Raw genomic sequence first — 17,780 nt, forward strand, 5'->3', positions numbered from 1 at the left:
CACCCCCCTTTGGACTCTGATAATAGGATCGATACCCCCATGGCCCCTGAATCCCTGCTGGCCGCCGTAGACCTGGGCTCAAACAGCTTTCGGCTGGAAATTGGCCGCATCGGCTCGCACCAGCGCATCGAGCGCGTGGAATACCTCAAGGAAATGGTGCGCCTGGGCGGCGGCCTGAACGCCCAAAACGCACTGACGCGCGAGGCCATGGAGCGCGGCTGGGCCTGCCTGGCACGGTTTGGCGAGCGGCTGACCGGCTTTGCCCCGGCCCAGGTCTGCGCCGTGGCCACGCAAACCCTGCGCGAAGCACGCAACCGGGCCGAATTCATCGAGCGCGGCAGCGAGCTGCTGGGCTTTCCCATCACCATCATCCCAGGCGAGGAAGAAGCCCGGCTGATCTACCGGGGCGTGGCCAGCGTCCTTGCGCCCAGCCAGCAGCGCCGGTTGGTGATCGACATTGGCGGGCGTTCCACCGAAATCACCCTTGGCCAGCACAGCCAGGCGCTGCAATGCGCATCGTTCCCGCTGGGCAGCGTGTCGTGGAGCGGCCTGTTCTTTGCCGATGGGGTGCTGGACAAAGCCCGCTTTGCGGCAGCCATCTCGGCGGCGCAAAGCACACTGGCCGCGGCCAGCACAGACTATCCCAGCACCGCCTGGGATTGCGCCTACGCCTCATCGGGCACGGCCCATGCGCTGGGGGATATCCTCACCGCCCTGGGGATGGACGGCCACGTTATCACCCCACACAAGCTGTACCACCTGAAAACGCTGCTGCTGCAAGCGGGCCACATTGACCAGCTGCGCCTGCCGGCCCTCAAGGAAGAGCGCCGCCCGGTGCTGGCCGGCGGCATCAGCGTCATGCTGGCCGTGGTGGAGCAGCTGAACATTACCGAGCTGGAAGTCACCCACGGTGCCCTGCGCCAAGGCCTGCTGCACGATCTGCTGGAGCATGAGCCGCCCGCGGACAAAGAGGCTGCCGAAATCCTCGCCCTGCAACAAGACTTTGGCATCGACACCGCCCAGGCCGAGCGCGTTCACCACGTTGCCACCACCCTGTGGGCCAGCCTGTGCCCTGCCGAGGCGGGCGATACCGCCCACGATGCCCTGCGCATCGCCGCCTTGCTGCACGAGGTGGGCATGTGCGTGGCCTTGAACGACTACCACCACCACGGGGCCTACATCCTGCGGCACTGCGCCCACGCCACCTGGAGCGATGCCCTGCGCCAACGCATCAGCCAACTGGTGCTGGGCCACCAGGGCAAGCTGCGCAAGCTGGATGCGGCCATTGCCGTCCCCGAACTGGCCCTGCCCCTGATGGCGCTGCGCCTGGCCACCCAGCTGTGCCATGCCCGGCGTACCCCCGAGCTGACCGGCCTGACGCTCAGTTACGACAGCAAAAACACCGCCTGCCAATTGCAAATCACCCACGCCTGGGCCAGCGCCTACCCCCAGTCGGCCCGCCTGCTGGAGCAAGAAGTTTTGGCCTGGAGCAAGACCCCCTGGAGCCTGGAATTAAAACGCCTGCCATGAAAAGCTGCAGTAGCCAAAAAATTCTGCTTTCACCCTTGCTGACCGCATGGATTTACTGCTTAATGGACAGGCAATTTAACTAGGAGTGAACTATGCATTTCACACGACGGCAATGGATGGGAGCGGGCGCAGCTGGCATGTTCGGTGCCATGGCGTATGGCCTCAAACTCTCCCCAATCGCACAGGCGCTGGCCGCCACCGAATTGGATGCCAACGCACAGTTGGCGGCCTTAAAGTCCTTCAGCGGTGTGGTGCCCCACGCCACCCACTACGGCCCCTTGCTGGCCACCGTCGAAAAAGGCCGTATCGTCAAGATCGAGGCCCAGGCCAGCGACAAAATGCCCACGGCCATGCTGACCGAAGGTGTGCTGGACCGCACCTACGACAAAACCCGCGTTGTTGGCGCCATGGTGCGCAAGTCTTACCTAGAGTGGGAACAAAACGGGCGCAAAGGCAGCAACAAGCCCGAGCTGCGCGGCAAGGATGAGTGGGTACAAGTGAGCTGGGAGACGGCCCTGGGTCTGACGGCCAAGGCCATCTTGGACACCATTGAAAAATACGGCAACGAAGGCTGCTTCTCCAGCTCCTATGGCGGCTGGTCGCACGCGGGCATCTTCCGCCCCAACGTGCTGCAGGGGCGCTTTTTCAACCTGCTGGGCGGCTCCTCCGTCACCACGGGCGACTACTCTGCGGGCGCGGGGCAGATTCTTTTGCCCATGGTGATTGGCGACATGGAGGTGTACTCGCCCCAAACCGCCTGGGAGCAGCTGCGCGACAACACCGAGCTGGTGGTGTTCATCGGCTGCGACCCCGACAAGAACAACCGCATTGAGTACACGGTGTGCGACCACGAGATGTACTCGGGCTGGGATGCCATCAAACAGGCCGGCTGCCAGTTCATCTCGATCAACCCGCAGGTGACCACTACCGACGAAAAAATGGGCTCGGAGTGGGTGCGCATCGTCCCCAACACCGACACTGCCCTGTTCATGGCCATGGGCTACCACCTGCTCAGCCAAAACAAACACAACCAGGCCTTCATCGACAAGTACACCGTGGGCTTTGACAAGTACCGCGCCCACTTGGAAGGCAAGGACGGCAGCGCCCCCAAAACCCCCGAGTGGGCCGAAAAAATCACTGGCATTCCCGCCGCCAAGATCCGCGCGCTGGCTGAGTTGATGGCCTCCAAGCGCACCCAGCTGTGCGCCTCCTGGGCCATTCAGCGGGCCCACCATGGCGAGATGCCGTACTGGGCCATCGTCAATTTCGCCTGCATCCTGGGCAACATCGGCCTGCCCGGCCAGGGCGTGGGCTTTAGCTGGCACTACGGCGGCGGTGGCACCGCGCAATCGGGGGGCACCGCGCCCACGGGTATGTCGCAAGGGCGCAACCCGGTCAAGAAGATCTGCCCGGCCTCACGCATCAGCGAGATGTTGCTCAACCCCGGCAAAGAGTTCACCTACAACGGCAGCACCTACACCTTCCCGCTGGTCAAGCTGATCTACAACGCGGGCAACAACGTGTTCTCGCACCAGCAAGACCTCAACGAGCTGGCACGTGCCATGCACAACGTGGACACCGTCATCTGCCACGAACCCTGGTGGAACGGCTCGGCGCGCTGGGCCGACATCGTGCTGGGTGCCACCACCACGTTAGAGCGCAACGACATCAGCTCAGCAGGCACCTACAGCATCGACAAGGTGTATGCAATGAAGCAAGTCGTCGCGCCGCAGCACGATGCGCTGGATGATTTTGAAATCTTCCGCCGCCTGGCTGAGCTGTTTGGGGTGGAATATGCCTTCACCGAGGGCAAGACCCCCATGGACTACGTCAAGGATGCCTACGCGGCCAGCACTGCCTCCAAACACACCCCGTTCGAGAAGTTCTGGGCCGATGGCATGGCACGCATTCCTGTGCCGCCCGAGGCACACAAGTGGGTGCGCCATGGCGACTTTCGCGCCGACCCCGAAAAGAACCCACTGCACACCCACAGCGGCAAGGTCGAGATGTATTCCACCACCATCGCCAAGATGGACATCCCCGATATGCCCCCCATGCCTACCTGGCAAGAGCCAGGCGAGTACCTGGGCAACGCCAAAAAGGGCCAGGTGCATGTGGTCAGCCCCCACCCCTACTGGCGGCTGCACTCGCAGCTGAACAACTCTGAAAAACTGCGCAAGCGCTACACCGTGCAAACGCGCGAGCCGCTGACCATCAGCGTGCAGGATGCCAAGGCCAACGGCATTCGCGATGGCGATCTGGTCGAGCTGCACAACGCACGGGGCGCGTTGGTGGTCGGGGCACGGGTGTCCGACAAGATCATGCCCGGCGTGGTCAGCCTGTACGAAGGGGCCTGGCCGCAGCTGGACAGCAAGGGACGCTGCAACAATGGCCTGGTCAATTTTCTGACCTCCAGCCGTGGCTCCAGCGGTCTGACGCAGGCCACCACCGCCAACACCTGCATCGCCTCCATCCGCAAATGCACCGATGCCGATCCGGGCGGCACCAAAGCCTTTGACCCGCCCAAGATCACCAAGAGCGACATCAAGTTTGACGATGCGTTTTTCCAGCTCGATCGCGCCTCTGTGCTGCGGGAAAAAGCCACCGCATCCTTGTCGCCAGCGGAAAAAATCTACTACCAACGCTGCTCGGTGTGCCACGGCCCACGCGACCCAGGCCAGTTCACCGAAAAGCAATGGCTGGGCATCACCCCCAGCATGTTCCAGCGGGCGGGCCTGAATGACGACGAGCAGAAGATAGTGCTCGATTTCCTGCTCAAAAATGCCAAGCACTGATCCGCATGGGTAAGTGCTAAAAATTGACCATGGCACAAAGCCCGGGGCTCCCACCCCGGGCTTTTTTATGTGTGGGTCGCCTTGCAAAGGCGTGGCTTCATTGACGGGCTGAGGCCGCGCCACCGTAGTTTTTCATCAGCATATTCTGTGCGCCAAAGCCTGCGCTGGGGCGCATCGGGGGCTGGTAACGGCCATCGCTTTGCAGCTGCCAGGCATTGCGGTCATCGTGCAGGTAGTCGGCCAGGCATTCGTCGATGATGCGCTGGCGCAGTTTGCGCTGGTGCACCGGCCAAGCCAACTCGACACGGCGCAGCATGTTGCGGTGCATCCAGTCGGCGCTGGACAGGTACACCTCCTCGTGCGTGCCCCAGGCAAAGTAAAAAACCCGGGTGTGCTCCAAAAAGCGACCAATCACCGAGCGCACGCGGATATTCTCTGTGCGGCCCGGCACCTGCGCAGGCAACATGCAAGCGCCGCGCACGATCAGGTCAATCTGCACACCCAGGGCACCCGCATCAATCAGGGCGGCAATCAACACCTCATCGGTCAGCGCATTCATCTTCAGCACAATCCGGGCATCCTTGCCCTTGGCGGCTGCGCTGGCGGCCTGGCCAATCCGCTCCAGCATGTGGCTGTGCAGGTGAAAAGGGGCCATCACCAACTGTTGCAAGGTAGGCAAGCGGTTGTGGCTGGAAAGGTGGCGGAACACCGCATCCATGTCTTCGGTGATGGCGGCATCGCAGGTCAAATGGCTCAGGTCGGTATAAAGCCGGGCGCTGCGGGCGTTGTAGTTGCCGGTGGACAGGTGGCCATAGCGCTGCAGCTGGCCGGTGCGCTTGTCGCGGCGGGTGATAAGCAGCATTTTGGCGTGCGTCTTCAAGCCCACCACGCCGTACACCACCTGCACGCCCAGCGACTCGAGCTTTTCGGCCCAATTGATGTTGGCCTCTTCGTCAAAGCGGGCCTTAAGCTCCAGCACGGCCAGCACCTCCTTGCCCCGGCCCACGGCCTCGGCCAGCAGGCGCATGATTTCAGAGTCGGAACCGGTGCGGTAAATGGTCTGCTTGATGGCCAGCACCTGCGGGTCGTTCACCGCCTCGCGCAGCAGCTCCAGCACAGCATCAAAATCCTCGAACGGCTGGTGAATCAGCACATCGCCCTTGCGCATCTGCTCCATCACCGAGCGCCCCGCCACCAGCTGGCGCGGCCAGGCCGGCTTCCAAGGGGAGAACAGCAGGGCCGGATCGTCCACCAAATCAATCAACTGCATCTGGCGCACCAGGTTCACCGGGCCTTTGACGCGAAACAGCGCCTGCTGCGGCAGTCCATGCTGCTGCAGCAGCACATTGGCCAAGACCGCCGAGCACGAGGCCGATACCTCCAGGCGCACAGCCTGCCCGTAATGGCGGTGGTGCAAGCCCTGGCGCAAGGCCATGCGCAGGTTGATCACATCCTCCTCATCGACCGCCAAATCCGAGTTGCGCGTCACGCGAAACTGGGAAAACTCCGTCACCTCCCGGCCCGGAAACAATTCGGCCAAATGCGCCCGCACGATGCTGGAGATGCTGACGAACAGCCGCTGTTTGCCCGCAATTTTCTGCGGCATGGGAATCAGGCGCGGCAAGGCACGCGGCACCTTCACAATGGCCACTTCATTGGCCCGGCCAAAGGCATCCACACCATCGAGGCGCACGATGAAATTCAGCGCCTTGTTCGCCACCTGGGGGAAAGGGTGGGACGGATCCAGCCCCACGGGCACCAGCAGGGGTTGCACCTCGCGCAGAAAGTATTCATGCACCCAGCGGCGCTGGGCGGCATTGCGCTCACCATGCGAAATCAAACGGATGCCGTGGGTGTGAAAGGCCGGAATCAGCGCCTGGTTATAAATCTGGTATTGCTGCGCCACCAGCGCCTGCGCCTTGTCCATCAGCGCCGCAAAGTGGGTGCGGGTGTAGCTATCGCGCTCTTCGCCAGTCTGGGCCACCGCAACATGCGGGGCGCTGCGCACCTCAAACCACTCATCCAGGTTGGACGAGACGATGCACAGGTAGCGCAGACGTTCCAGCAGGGGCACATCCTTGCGCTCAGCCCAGCTCAGCACCCGTTCGTTAAAGGCCAGAATGCTCAAATCGCGGTCCAGCAGCGGCAATGCTGGCCCCATGCCCACTTGCGGCGCAGGCACCGCGTGCGCCAATTCAGCGGCCAGGGCGATGGCTTCTTGCGCCTGGGCGTGCGGATCAGGCCCCGCCAGCACAATGGCATTGGCATCCACGGCCAGCAACACCGGCGCAGGGGGTGCGCCATTGGCGCTGGCAGCAGCGGGGGTGACAACCTCAGGGTGAGCGTCCAGAGAAAGCATTTGCGTCATACAAGGTCAGCAGCAGTGGTTACAAGCCTGCCAGTCTGCCGACGCTGTGTGACAAATGCGTGACGTTGAAAAACAAATCTTTATAAAAAAGATAGCTGTATCCGCTTTTAAATAAATGATTTTTAGAACAAAAACTCTTGAAACCATTTATTTAAAAGCGGATGCAGCAATACTATTGATATCACTCCTGAAGCTTTCCCTGAACCCGCCGCGCCGGGAAATGCACGGTAAAGGTGCTGCCTTGGCCCAGCTGGCTGTCAATGTGCAGCTGCGCCCCGTGGCGTTGCAGGGCGTGTTTGACGATGGCCAGGCCCAGGCCGGTGCCGCCGGTTTCGCGCGAGCGGCTGCGGTCGATGCGGTAGAAGCGCTCGGTCAGCCGCGCCAAGTGGTCTGGGGCAATGCCGGGGCCACTGTCGCGCACTTGCAGGCAGGCGCTGCCATCGGGCTGGGGCTGCCACAGCACTTGCACCCGCCCGCCTGCGGGGGTGTAGCGCAGGGCGTTGGTGATGAGGTTGGAGAAGGCGCTGACCAGCTCGACCGGTGCGCCCAGCAGTTGCTTGTCCATGCCGGGGGCATGGGCGGGCGGAAATTCCAACTGGTGTGCGCTTTGACCGCCCTGGCCCAGTAGCGCCGACAGGGCGCGGGCCTCGACCTCGCATTGCTCCAGAATGTCTGCCACCGCCATCCCTTGGTCGTACCCCGGCAAAGGGCTGCCTTCCAGGCGCGAGAGGGTGAGCAAATCCTGCACCAGATGGTGCATGCGCTGTGCTTGCTGGCCCATGAGGTGCAGGTAGCGCTGGCGCTGCTCGGCTGGCAGCTCCAGGGTTTGCAGGGTTTCGACAAAACCGATCAGCACCGTCAGCGGGGTGCGAATTTCGTGCGAGACGTTGGCGACAAATTCGCGGCGCATGGCCTCGGCCTGTTCCAGTGCGGTGACATCCTGGGCCAGCAGCAAATGCTTGCCTTTGCCGTAAGGAAAAACACGCACCGATAGGCGTGCGCCCTGGCTGCCGTCCATGCTCAGCGACTCAGAGAAATCATGCGCTTGCCAATACGCCAGCAGGGCCGGATCGCGCACCAAGTACCCCAGTTTTTGGCCCAGGTCGCGCGGGTCTTGCAGGCCAAAGTGGGTTTGCGCCATGCGGTTGCACCACTCGATCTGGCCCTGCTCGTCCAGCAAAATCACCCCATTGGGGCTGGCATGAAAGGCATGCAGCACGCCTTGCACACGCACCTCGGCGGCCTGCACAGATTTTTCTTTGGCCTGCAGCCAGCGCCGGGCCGAGGCCCCCAGCACCGCCCACAGCCCCCGCAGCGGCGGCAGATTGGCCACGCTGCCCGATTGCAGCCAGCGCCGCAGTTTATGGGCCTGCCAGCAATCGGCCCACAGCCACAGCCAACTGCCCACCAGCACGGCCACCAGGGCACCGGGCCACCCGGCCAGCCAGCCGCCCAAGCTGCCAGCAGCTGCCTGCGCCAGCAGCAACAGCAGCCAGCGCTGCCACAGCACGCCCATCACAGATCGGCGCTCAGGCGGTAGCCCGCCCCGCGCACCGTTTGCAACATGGCACCGCCGCCACCACCGCCGCCACCACTGCCCAAGGCTTGGCGCAGGCGTTTGATGTGAACGTCCACCGTGCGCTCTTCCACATACACATCATCGCCCCAGACCTGGTCCAGCAACTGGCTGCGGCTGTGTACGCGCTCGGGGTGGCGCATGAAGTAGCTGAGCAATTTGAACTCCATGGGCCCCAGCTTGAGCACCTCGCCCTGGTAGCTGACCTGGTGCGTGGCACCATCCATCCGCAGCTGCCCCACCTGCAGCACTTGCCCCAGGCTGAGCGGGTCGCGCCGGCGCAGCACGGCGCGGATGCGCGCCAGCAGCTCTTGCACCGAAAAGGGCTTGGTAATGTAGTCATCGGCCCCGGCATCCAGACCGGCGATTTTGTCCGGCTCATCGCTGCGGGCCGTGAGCATCAGGATGGGCACTTGCTTGGTGCGCGGCTGGCTGCGCCAATGCCGGGCCAGCTCCAGGCCACTTTTGCCGCCAGGCAGCATCCAGTCCAGCACGATCAGGTCGGGCACGCACGCGTCCAGCGCTGTTTGGGCCTTAGGGCCGTCCTCGGCGCACACGGGGGTAAAACCATGGTGGCGCAGGTTGATGGCAATCAGTTCAGCGATCGCAGGCTCATCCTCCACGATCAACACCTGGGGCAACTTCTTCATGGGCGGGGGGGTGTTTGCAGCATGGACACAATCTGCTCCACGCTTTGGTGGCGCACGTCTTTGCCCTCGACCAGGTAAATCACCTGCTCGGCGATATTTTTGCTGTGGTCGCCAATGCGCTCGATGGCCTTGGCCAGAAACAGCAAATCCAAGCTGGCAGAGATTTTGCGCGGGTCTTCCATCATGTACGTGATGAGCGTGCGCACAAAGCTGTCGAACTCGGTATCAATCCGATCGTCCTCTTTCAAAATGCTCAGCGCCGCGCCGGTGTCCAGTCGGGCAAATGCATCCAGCGTTTTGCGCAGCAGCTCCGAGGCCATTTCTGCCGCCACGCGCAAATCACCAGAGGGCAAGGCCCGCAGCGCCGTACCGCTGTCAATGATCGATTGCACCATGCGGGCCATTTTGTGGGCCTCGTCGCCCATGCGCTCCAGGTTGGCCGTGGCCTTGGAGAAGGCAATCAGCAGGCGCAAGTCCCGCGCCGTGGGCTGGCGCCGCGCGATGATGGTGGACAGGTCATAGTCAATCTCCACTTCCAGCGCATTCACGCGCTTTTCGGTGGCCACCACTTGATTGACGGCCTCGGTGCTGAAGCTGGTCAAAGCCTGCACGGCGGTGCGCAGCTGCGCTTCGACCAGCCCGCCCAGTTCCATGACGCGGGCCGAGACGCGGTTGAGTTCGGCATCAAATTGGCTGGAAAGGTGTTTTTCTGTCATAGCGTGCTCCTCAGCCGAAACGGCCCGTGATGTAGTCTTCGGTCTCTTTGCGCTGGGGTTTGAAGAACATCTGCTCTGTCTCGCCAAACTCCATCAGGTCGCCCAGGTACATGTAGGCGGTGTAGTCGCTGCAGCGTGCGGCTTGCTGCATGTTGTGGGTCACGATGACGACGGTGTAGTCGTTTTTGAGCTCGGCAATCAGCTCTTCAATCTTGGCCGTCGAGATCGGATCCAGCGCCGAGCACGGCTCATCGAGCAGCAGCACTTCGGGCTTGATGGCAATGCCCCGCGCAATGCACAGGCGCTGCTGCTGACCACCGGACAGGCCCGAGCCGCTTTGCTGCAGCTTGTCTTTGACCTCTTTCCACAGGGCTGCTTTTTTCAGCGCCCATTCCACGCGGTCGTCCATTTCGGAAGCGCTCAAATTCTCAAACAGCTTCACGCCAAAAGCGATGTTGTCGTAGATGGACATGGGGAACGGCGTGGGCTTTTGGAACACCATGCCCACCTTGGCACGGATCAACGCCACATCTTGTTTGCTGGTGAGCAAGTTATCGCCATCGAGCAGGATTTGCCCTTCGGCCCGCTGCTCGGGGTAGAGCTCAAACATGCGGTTGAAGGTGCGCAGCAAGGTCGATTTGCCACAGCCCGAGGGGCCGATAAAGGCGGTGACTTTTTTTTCTGGAATGTCCAGATTGATGTTTTTCAGCGCGTGAAACTTGCCGTAGTAAAAGTTCAAGTCACGCACCGCCATCTTGACGTTGCCGCAGACGGGAGAAACAGAAGGAGTGCTTGCAGTCATAGTTCTCTCAAAAAACGCACGTTATTTTTGGCGGGTAATGAAACGCGCCAAGATATTCAGGGCCAACACCGCCACCGTGATCAAAAACACCCCGGCCCAGGCCAGTTGTTGCCAGTTTTCATAGGGGCTCATGGCAAATTTGAAGATGGTCACCGGCAGGCTGGCCATGGGCTTGCTCAGGTCAGAATTCCAGAACTGGTTGTTCAGCGCCGTAAACAGCAGCGGCGCCGTCTCGCCAGCAATCCGCGCCACGGCCAGCAGCACGCCGGTGATCACACCGGCGCGGGCCGCCCGCAAGGTCACCATGATGATGACTTTCCACTTGGGCGTGCCCAGGGCATAGGCCGCCTCGCGCAGGCTGGCAGGCACCAAAATCAGCATGTTCTCGGTGGTGCGAATGACCACCGGAATCACGATGAGCGCCAGCGCCACAATGCCCGCCCAGGCCGAAAAGCTGCGAAATTGCGCCACCACCATGGTGTACACAAACAGGCCAATCACGATCGACGGGGCCGACAGCAAAATGTCATTCACAAACCGCGTGGTACTGGCCAGCACCCCCTGGCGGCCATATTCGGCCAGGTACACCCCGGCCAGCACACCAATCGGCGTGCCCACCAACGTGGCCATGGCCACCAGCACCAACGAGCCAAAAATGGCGTTGGCCAGCCCCCCGGCATCGTTGGGCGGTGGGGTCATTTCGGTAAACAAGGCCAGGCTCAAACCGCCCACGCCCAGGCGAATGGTTTCCCACAAAATCCAGATCAGCCAGAACACACCAAACAGCATGGCGGCCATCGACAAGGTCAGGGCCAGCTGGTTGAGGCGCTTGCGCTGCTGGTACTTGGCCTGGCGTGCCTGGGCCTGCGCAGCCGTCTGCAGCAGGTTGCTGGAAGTCGTCGTGCTCATGTTTTTGCCCCTTCCGATTTTTGCAAGCGGCTTAGCAGCAGCTTGGACAGTGCCAGCACCACAAAGGTGATGAAAAACAGCGCCAGCCCCAGATAGATCAAAGAGGCCTGGTGCAAGCCCTCGCCCGCCTCTGCAAACTCGTTGGCCAGGGCCGAGGTGATGCTGTTGGCCGCCTCAAACACCGACAGCGAATTCAACTGGTTCATGTTGCCAATCACAAAGGTCACCGCCATGGTCTCGCCCAGGGCGCGGCCCAGGCCCAGCATGATGCCGCCCAGCACCCCCGTCTTGGTGTACGGCAGCACCACCTTCCAGACCACCTCCCAGGTGGTGGCCCCCAGGCCGTAGGCCGACTCTTTGAGCAGCGCCGGGGTCACCTCAAACACATCGCGCATCACCGAAGCGATGAAGGGGATGATCATGATGGCCAGAATAATTCCGGCCGCCAAAATACCAATGCCCACCGGGGGGCCCGAGACAAAGGCCTCCAGATAAGGCACGCCCTCAAACCACGATTGCAGGGGTTGCTGCACATATTGCGCCAGCACCGGGCCAAACACCATCAAGCCCCACATGCCATAGACGATGGAGGGCACGGCCGCCAGCAGCTCCACCGCCGTGCCCAAGGGGCGCTTGAGCCAGGCGGGCGACAGCTCCGTCAAAAACAGGGCAATGCCAAAACTGACCGGCACCGCAATCACCAAGGCAATCAACGAGGTGGCCAAGGTGCCGTAAATCATGACCAGACCGCCGTACTCATCCTGCACCGGATCCCAGACACTGCTGGTGAAAAATCCCAGCCCGTAGTGGCTGATGGCCGGCCAGGCACCGACCAACAAGGTCACCATGATGGCCAGCAACAGGCCCAGCGTAAGCAGTGCTGCAGCATGGGCCATGCCTGCAAACAAACGATCCGCTATGCGGCCCGACAGAAGGGGCGTGCGTGGCGGCACAGGAGGCGCAGCGTGGGCGGCGGCAGGAGGTGATGAACTGGATAAGGTTGGCATGGAGAGGATTACTCACAGTCAAACAAAGCAGCGGCCCGATGCACACAGCACACCGGGCACGGCTGCCAACTACTTACGGCTTACTGCAGGTTAATGCTTTTGCCAGCAGTGTCCTGGATACCGCCCCAGGATTTGAAAATCACGTCTTTGACGTTGTCCGGCATGGGCACGTAATCCAAACCCGAAGCGGTCTGATCGCCCGACTTATACGCCCACTCAAAGAACTTGAGCGAAGCCTGGGCCTGGGCCGGCTTGTCTTGGGCCTTGTGCATCAGGATGAAGGTGGCGCTGGTAATGGGCCACGCGGCCTGACCGGGCTGATTGGTCAGAATTTGGTAGAAGCTCTGGCTCCAGTTGGCACCGGCCGCAGCGGCCTTGAATGAGTCTTCGCTGGGCGACACATATTTCCCATCCTGGTTTTGCAGCTGGGCATACGTCAGCTTGTTTTGCTTGACGTAGGCGTACTCCACATAGCCAATCGAGTTGGCCAAGCGCCCCACAAAGGCAGCCACCCCCTCGTTGCCCTTGCCCCCGGCACCGGTCGGCCAGTTCACGGCCTTGCCTTCACCGACTTTTTCTTTCCACTCGGCGTTCACTTTCGAGAGGTAGTTGGTAAACCCAAAGGTCGTGCCCGAGCCATCGGCACGGCGCACCGGGCTGATCTTGGCACTGGGCAGGGCCACACCAGGATTGAGCGCAACGATGGCAGGATCGTCCCATTGGGTGATTTTGCCCAAATAGATATCGCCCAACACCTGGCCCGTGAGCTTGAGCTCGCCGGGCTTAATACCCTTGATATTCACCACCGGCACGATGCCACCGATCACGGTGGGAAACTGCACCAGCCCCTTGGCCTGCAAATCGGCATCTTTAAGGGGCTCGTCCGAGGCACCAAAATCCACCGTCTTGGCCTCAATCTGCTTGATACCCGCACTGGAGCCGACCGACTGGTAGTTGATTTTCACGCCCGTGGCCTTGTGGTAATCGGCCGCCCATTTTGAGTACAGCGGCGCAGGAAAGCTGGCACCGGCACCGGTCGCTTCTTGCTGGGCCCAGGCTGGGGCACCCCAAGCTGCAGCGGTAACGGTCAGGATGCTCAAGATCCGCCCTGCGATCGTGCAGGCTTTGGTAGTAGCTGTGGTTGTCATCTCTTCTTTCCTTCGGTTCAAAGTGCTTGTGGATCGTTTCGCCACGAACGCAAATTTAAACAAGCTATGTGACAGCTGTGTGACAGCTGCCCCCAACTTGGCACACCACTGTCCCAAAATGCCACGCCACGCTGGGCCCACCTGTCCTCCAGCAAGCCCCTGCTGCGCAGCCCTCGCCCCTTAAATACGCGGCTTTCAAGGCGGCCATCAAACTTGGCACGCAATGTGCTTAATACCTGGCAGCCGACTCTCGGCTTTGTAAAACCAAAACTTTCGGAGACCGCACCATGGACATGTTTGAATTCAAGCGCTTCAACCTCGATCTTTCCTTCCCCTACCGCACCCAGTACGACAACTTCATTGGCGGCAAATGGGTGGCCCCCGTTGCTGGGCGCTACTTTGACAACGTCTCGCCCATTACCGGCAAACCCTTTTGCAAGGTGGCGCAATCCGATGCGGCCGATATCAACCTGGCACTGGATGCCGCCCACGCTGCACAGGAAAAATGGGGCAAAACCTCGGTGGCCGAGCGCTCACTGATCCTGCTGAAAATTGCCGACCGCATGGAGCAAAACATCGACCTGCTGGCCACCGCAGAAACCATCGACAACGGCAAACCGCTGCGCGAAACCACCGCCGCCGATGTTCCCCTGGGCATTGACCACTTTCGCTACTTTGCCGGCTGCATCCGTGCGCAAGAGGGCACGATCTCAGAAATTGACTCCAAAACCGTGGCCTACCACTTCAACGAGCCCATTGGCGTGGTCGGGCAAATCATTCCCTGGAACTTTCCCCTGCTGATGGCCTGCTGGAAACTGGCCCCTGCCCTGGCCGCTGGCTGCTGCGTAGTGATGAAACCGGCCGAGCAAACCCCCGCGTCCATCCTGGTGCTGATGGACCTGATTGCCGACCTGCTGCCCCCCGGCGTGCTCAACATCGTCAATGGCTACGGCAAAGAGGCTGGCGAGGCGCTGGCCACCAGCAAGCGCATTGCCAAAATTGCCTTCACCGGCTCCACCCCTGTGGGCCAGCGCATCCTGCACGCTGCCGCCGACAACCTGATTCCTTCCACCGTGGAGCTGGGCGGCAAAAGCCCGAACATCTTCTTTGCCGATGTGATGGATGCTGATGACGAATTCTTTGACAAGGCGCTGGAGGGCTTCTCGATGTTCGCCTTCAACCAAGGCGAAGTCTGCACCTGCCCCTCGCGCATCTTGGTGCAAGAGTCGATCTATGAGCGCTTTATGGAACGCGCCATCGCCCGCGTCGAAGCCATGAAGCAAGGCCACCCGCTGGACAAATCCACCATGGTCGGAGCGCAAGTGTCGCAAGCGCAACTCGAGCGCATCCTGGGCTACGTGGAAATTGGCCGCCAAGAAGGGGCCCAGTGCCTGACCGGCGGTGAGCGCCTGCGGGCCGGTGGACAAATCAACGATGGCTTCTTCGTCAAACCCACACTGCTGTACGGCAAAAACGACATGCGCGTGTTCCAGGAAGAAATTTTTGGCCCCGTCGCCTCCGTCACCACCTTCAAAGATGTGGAAGATGCCGTGCGCATCGCCAACGACAGCGAGTTCGGCCTAGGCGCAGGCGTCTGGAGCCGCAACGGCACCGTCGCCTACCACATGGGCCGCGCCATCCAAGCCGGCCGCGTGTGGACCAACTGCTACCACCTCTACCCGGCGCACGCCGCCTTTGGTGGCTACAAGAAATCGGGCATCGGCCGCGAAACGCACAAGCTGGCACTGTCCAACTACCAGCAGACCAAGAACCTGCTGGTCAGCTACAACCCGCAAGCGCTGGGCTTTTTCTAAGATCGTGAACACGTTCTAAGCACGTGTTCGCCATCTCAGCGCCAGCGTAGTACTGCGCTGGCTTTTGACAAAGCCACACCGACCTGTACGCCACCCACACAGACTGGCCGGTCAAGCCCATCGCATCCACCAGAAATCCCGGTACAAATTTGTGCTGGGATTTTTTATTTGATATAAAAAAAGGAGCTTATTCCGCTTTACAAACAAAGGAATTAATAACTAAATACCTTTAAATTGACGCAAATCAAGCGTAAAAAGCTATTAAAAACAAGAAATTTGGGGGATATCCAGCTTGTCCACGCGTACTGTGGCGGGCACACTGGGCCGGTTACGTCGCTAAGAACGTAGTTCTTTTTTGGGGAAATCTGTATGTCCTTGCACTCCACGGCCCTGGCCTCTGCCGACCATGCGCACCTGCTCACGTTGGCACATGAGCGTTCGCTGCGCTACGGCTTGGCCTTGCGGGATGCGCCAGATTACCAGCGGCTGGCCTCGGGAGCGCTGCGCGATGCCCTCGATCAGCACCGCTTTCTGTGCCAGCACGCCACCCCGGTAATGGAGCATTTGTTCAGCCAAATCAACAATACCGGCAGCATCTTGGTGCTAACTTCAGCCAGTGGCCTGGTACTGCACAGCCTGGGCGACCGCGATTTTCTGCCCAAGGCAGACCAGGTGGCCCTGGTTCCTGGGGTTGATTGGTCAGAACAGGCCCAGGGCACCAACGCCATTGGCACCGCGCTGCAAGAACGCCAAGCCATCACCGTGCAAGGGGCCGAACACTTTCTGCAGGCCAACCACAGCCTGGCCTGCGCATGTGCCCCCATTTTTGGGCCACATGGGCAACTCATGGGGGCGCTGGACGTAACCAGTGAACACCACCGTCACCACCCGCACACCCTGGCGCTGGTGCGCATGTCGGTGCAGATGCTGGAAAACCAGATGCTGGCGGCGCAGTTTCCGCAGGCCATTCGCATTCACTTTCATGCACGGCCCGAATTTTTGGGCACCCTGATGGAAGGCATCGCCGTTTTCTCGCCCGATGGGCAGTTGCTCAGCCTTAACCGCAGTGCCCAATTTCAATGCAGCTTGACCGATGCGCAGCCCCAATCAGTCCCTACACAGCACTTTTCCATGCTGTTTCGCCACCCACTGACCGAGCTGTTACAAGCCTGCGCGCAGCAACTCATGCTGGAGAGCGGTGTTTTGGTTGCTTGCCGCATCCATCTACCGCCTTCTACCGAGGCCGTGCAGCGCCCCACAACGGCCGCAGCACCCCACAACACCCCCACCACCCTGCCCCAGCGGCTCTCCCACCTGCAATACCTGGACACGGGCGACACGCAGCTGGCGCACACCATTGCCCGGCTGCGCAAAGTGCTGGACAAAAACATCCCCGTCATGCTGCTGGGCGAAACCGGCACCGGCAAGGATTTACTGGCCCGCGCTTGGCACCAGGACTCGGCCCGGGCCAACCAGCCGTTTATTGCAGTGAACTGCGCGAGCATTCCTGAATCGCTGATTGAGGCCGAACTCTTTGGCTACGCCGATGGCGCGTTTACCGGAGCCCGCAAGAAGGGCGCCGTCGGCAAAATCGCCCAGGCGCACGGCGGCACGCTATTTTTGGATGAGATTGGCGACATGCCCCTGTCCCTGCAGGCGCGGCTGCTGCGCGTGCTGCAGGAGCGGCGCATCAGCCCGCTGGGCAGCGAAAAGGACATCCCCATCGACATTGCCGTGGTCTGCGCAACGCACCAAGACTTGAAGACCCGCATCGCCCAGGGCTTGTTCCGCGAAGACCTGTACTACCGCCTCAACGGCTTGGCCGTACGCCTGCCCGCTCTGCGCGAACGCACCGATTTACCTGCCGTGATTGCCAAAGTGCTGCAAGCCGTGCAGCCCGAAGGGGCCACCTGCACCCTGGCCCCCGAGGTTCTACAGCGCTTTCTCAGCTACCCCTGGCCAGGCAATGTGCGCCAACTGCACAATGTGCTGCGCACCGCCTGCGTCATGGCCTGCGCAACGGCAGAAGAAGAAAGCATAGTGACTTGCGCAGATTTACCCGATGATTTTCTGGATGATTACCAAGAAACCGTTGAACACAAAGCGCCAACAGCTATGGAAAATTTCGATTTCGGCCAAGAAACCCATAAACTGAACGACCTGACCTTGCAGCGCATGGCCCAGGCCCTGGCTGAGCACCAAGGAAATGTCTCGGCAGCGGCCAAAGTCCTCGGAATTTCACGCAACACCTTCTACCGCAAGAAGGGGCTTCTCCCCTTGCCTAAGAACGCAAACCAGTTTTAGAACGTGTTCATGATCTCCACGCGAAGGGGTGCGGGATGCGGATCGGGATGGGCTGCAAGGCGCAAACCACAGCCATAGCCGTAGCTATGGCGAGGATTTGCAACGCCGCAGACCGCCCGAGACCGCGACTGCACACCCGCGAGGAGATTGTGAACACGTTC

Annotated in this window: 12 protein-coding genes; 4 read left to right on the forward strand and 8 right to left on the reverse strand. The window is 61.1% G+C overall.

What is annotated here, in order from left to right; all coding sequences use genetic code 11:
* The first annotated feature begins 39 nt into the window (after positions 1-39).
* Positions 40-1,530 carry a Ppx/GppA phosphatase family protein gene (locus ACFO24_RS12020; RefSeq protein WP_377738564.1) on the forward strand — a complete coding sequence of 497 codons (1,491 nt, stop codon included), beginning with the start codon at positions 40-42 and terminating at the stop codon, positions 1,528-1,530.
* A gap of 92 nt (positions 1,531-1,622) precedes the next feature.
* Positions 1,623-4,325: a molybdopterin-dependent oxidoreductase gene (locus ACFO24_RS12025; RefSeq protein WP_377738565.1), complete on the forward strand. Its 2,703-nt coding sequence runs from the start codon at positions 1,623-1,625 to the stop codon at positions 4,323-4,325.
* Between the two features lie 97 nt (positions 4,326-4,422).
* Here ACFO24_RS12025 and ppk1 read toward each other — a convergent pair whose 3' ends face one another.
* From ppk1 to pstS, 8 genes are all read right to left on the reverse strand, one after another.
* Positions 4,423-6,486 carry a polyphosphate kinase 1 gene (gene ppk1 / locus ACFO24_RS12030; protein ID WP_377738731.1) on the reverse strand — a complete coding sequence of 688 codons (2,064 nt, stop codon included), beginning with the start codon at positions 6,484-6,486 and terminating at the stop codon, positions 4,423-4,425.
* A gap of 388 nt (positions 6,487-6,874) precedes the next feature.
* Positions 6,875-8,209, reverse strand: a complete 1,335-nt coding sequence (phoR, locus tag ACFO24_RS12035; protein ID WP_377738566.1) for a phosphate regulon sensor histidine kinase PhoR — start codon at positions 8,207-8,209, stop codon at positions 6,875-6,877.
* Positions 8,209-8,919 (reverse strand): phosphate regulon transcriptional regulator PhoB, encoded by a 711-nt coding sequence (phoB, locus tag ACFO24_RS12040; protein ID WP_377738568.1) that lies wholly within the window; start codon positions 8,917-8,919, stop codon positions 8,209-8,211. The genes phoR and phoB overlap by 1 nt, the downstream gene beginning before the upstream one ends.
* Positions 8,916-9,635: a phosphate signaling complex protein PhoU gene (gene phoU, locus ACFO24_RS12045; protein WP_377738569.1), complete on the reverse strand. Its 720-nt coding sequence runs from the start codon at positions 9,633-9,635 to the stop codon at positions 8,916-8,918. The genes phoB and phoU overlap by 4 nt, the downstream gene beginning before the upstream one ends.
* Positions 9,636-9,645: 10 nt before the next feature.
* Positions 9,646-10,437, reverse strand: a complete 792-nt coding sequence (pstB, locus tag ACFO24_RS12050; protein ID WP_377738571.1) for a phosphate ABC transporter ATP-binding protein PstB — start codon at positions 10,435-10,437, stop codon at positions 9,646-9,648.
* Positions 10,438-10,458: 21 nt separating this feature from the next.
* The gene (gene pstA, locus ACFO24_RS12055) at positions 10,459-11,346 is read right to left on the reverse strand and encodes a phosphate ABC transporter permease PstA (protein WP_377738572.1); all 888 of its coding nucleotides are present in this window, start codon (positions 11,344-11,346) and stop codon (positions 10,459-10,461) included.
* Positions 11,343-12,353, reverse strand: coding sequence for a phosphate ABC transporter permease subunit PstC (gene pstC / locus ACFO24_RS12060; RefSeq protein WP_377738573.1), 1,011 nt, complete (start codon positions 12,351-12,353; stop codon positions 11,343-11,345). Before pstC ends, pstA begins: the two co-directional genes overlap by 4 nt.
* 80 nt (positions 12,354-12,433) lie before the next feature.
* On the reverse strand, positions 12,434-13,501 hold the full coding sequence (pstS, locus tag ACFO24_RS12065) for a phosphate ABC transporter substrate-binding protein PstS (protein ID WP_377738574.1): 1,068 nt from the start codon (positions 13,499-13,501) through the stop codon (positions 12,434-12,436).
* A 287-nt stretch (positions 13,502-13,788) separates the two neighbouring features.
* Here pstS and ACFO24_RS12070 point away from each other — a divergent pair, with 287 nt between their 5' ends.
* Both ACFO24_RS12070 and ACFO24_RS12075 read left to right on the forward strand, forming a co-directional pair.
* Positions 13,789-15,315, forward strand: a complete 1,527-nt coding sequence (locus tag ACFO24_RS12070; protein ID WP_377738575.1) for an aldehyde dehydrogenase family protein — start codon at positions 13,789-13,791, stop codon at positions 15,313-15,315.
* 369 nt (positions 15,316-15,684) lie between these two features.
* The gene (locus tag ACFO24_RS12075) at positions 15,685-17,619 is read left to right on the forward strand and encodes a sigma-54-dependent Fis family transcriptional regulator (protein WP_377738576.1); all 1,935 of its coding nucleotides are present in this window, start codon (positions 15,685-15,687) and stop codon (positions 17,617-17,619) included.
* Positions 17,620-17,780: the final 161 nt, after the last annotated feature.

It is taken from the genome of Comamonas denitrificans (assembly GCF_042654745.1).
Taxonomy (GTDB): domain Bacteria; phylum Pseudomonadota; class Gammaproteobacteria; order Burkholderiales; family Burkholderiaceae_C; genus Comamonas; species Comamonas denitrificans.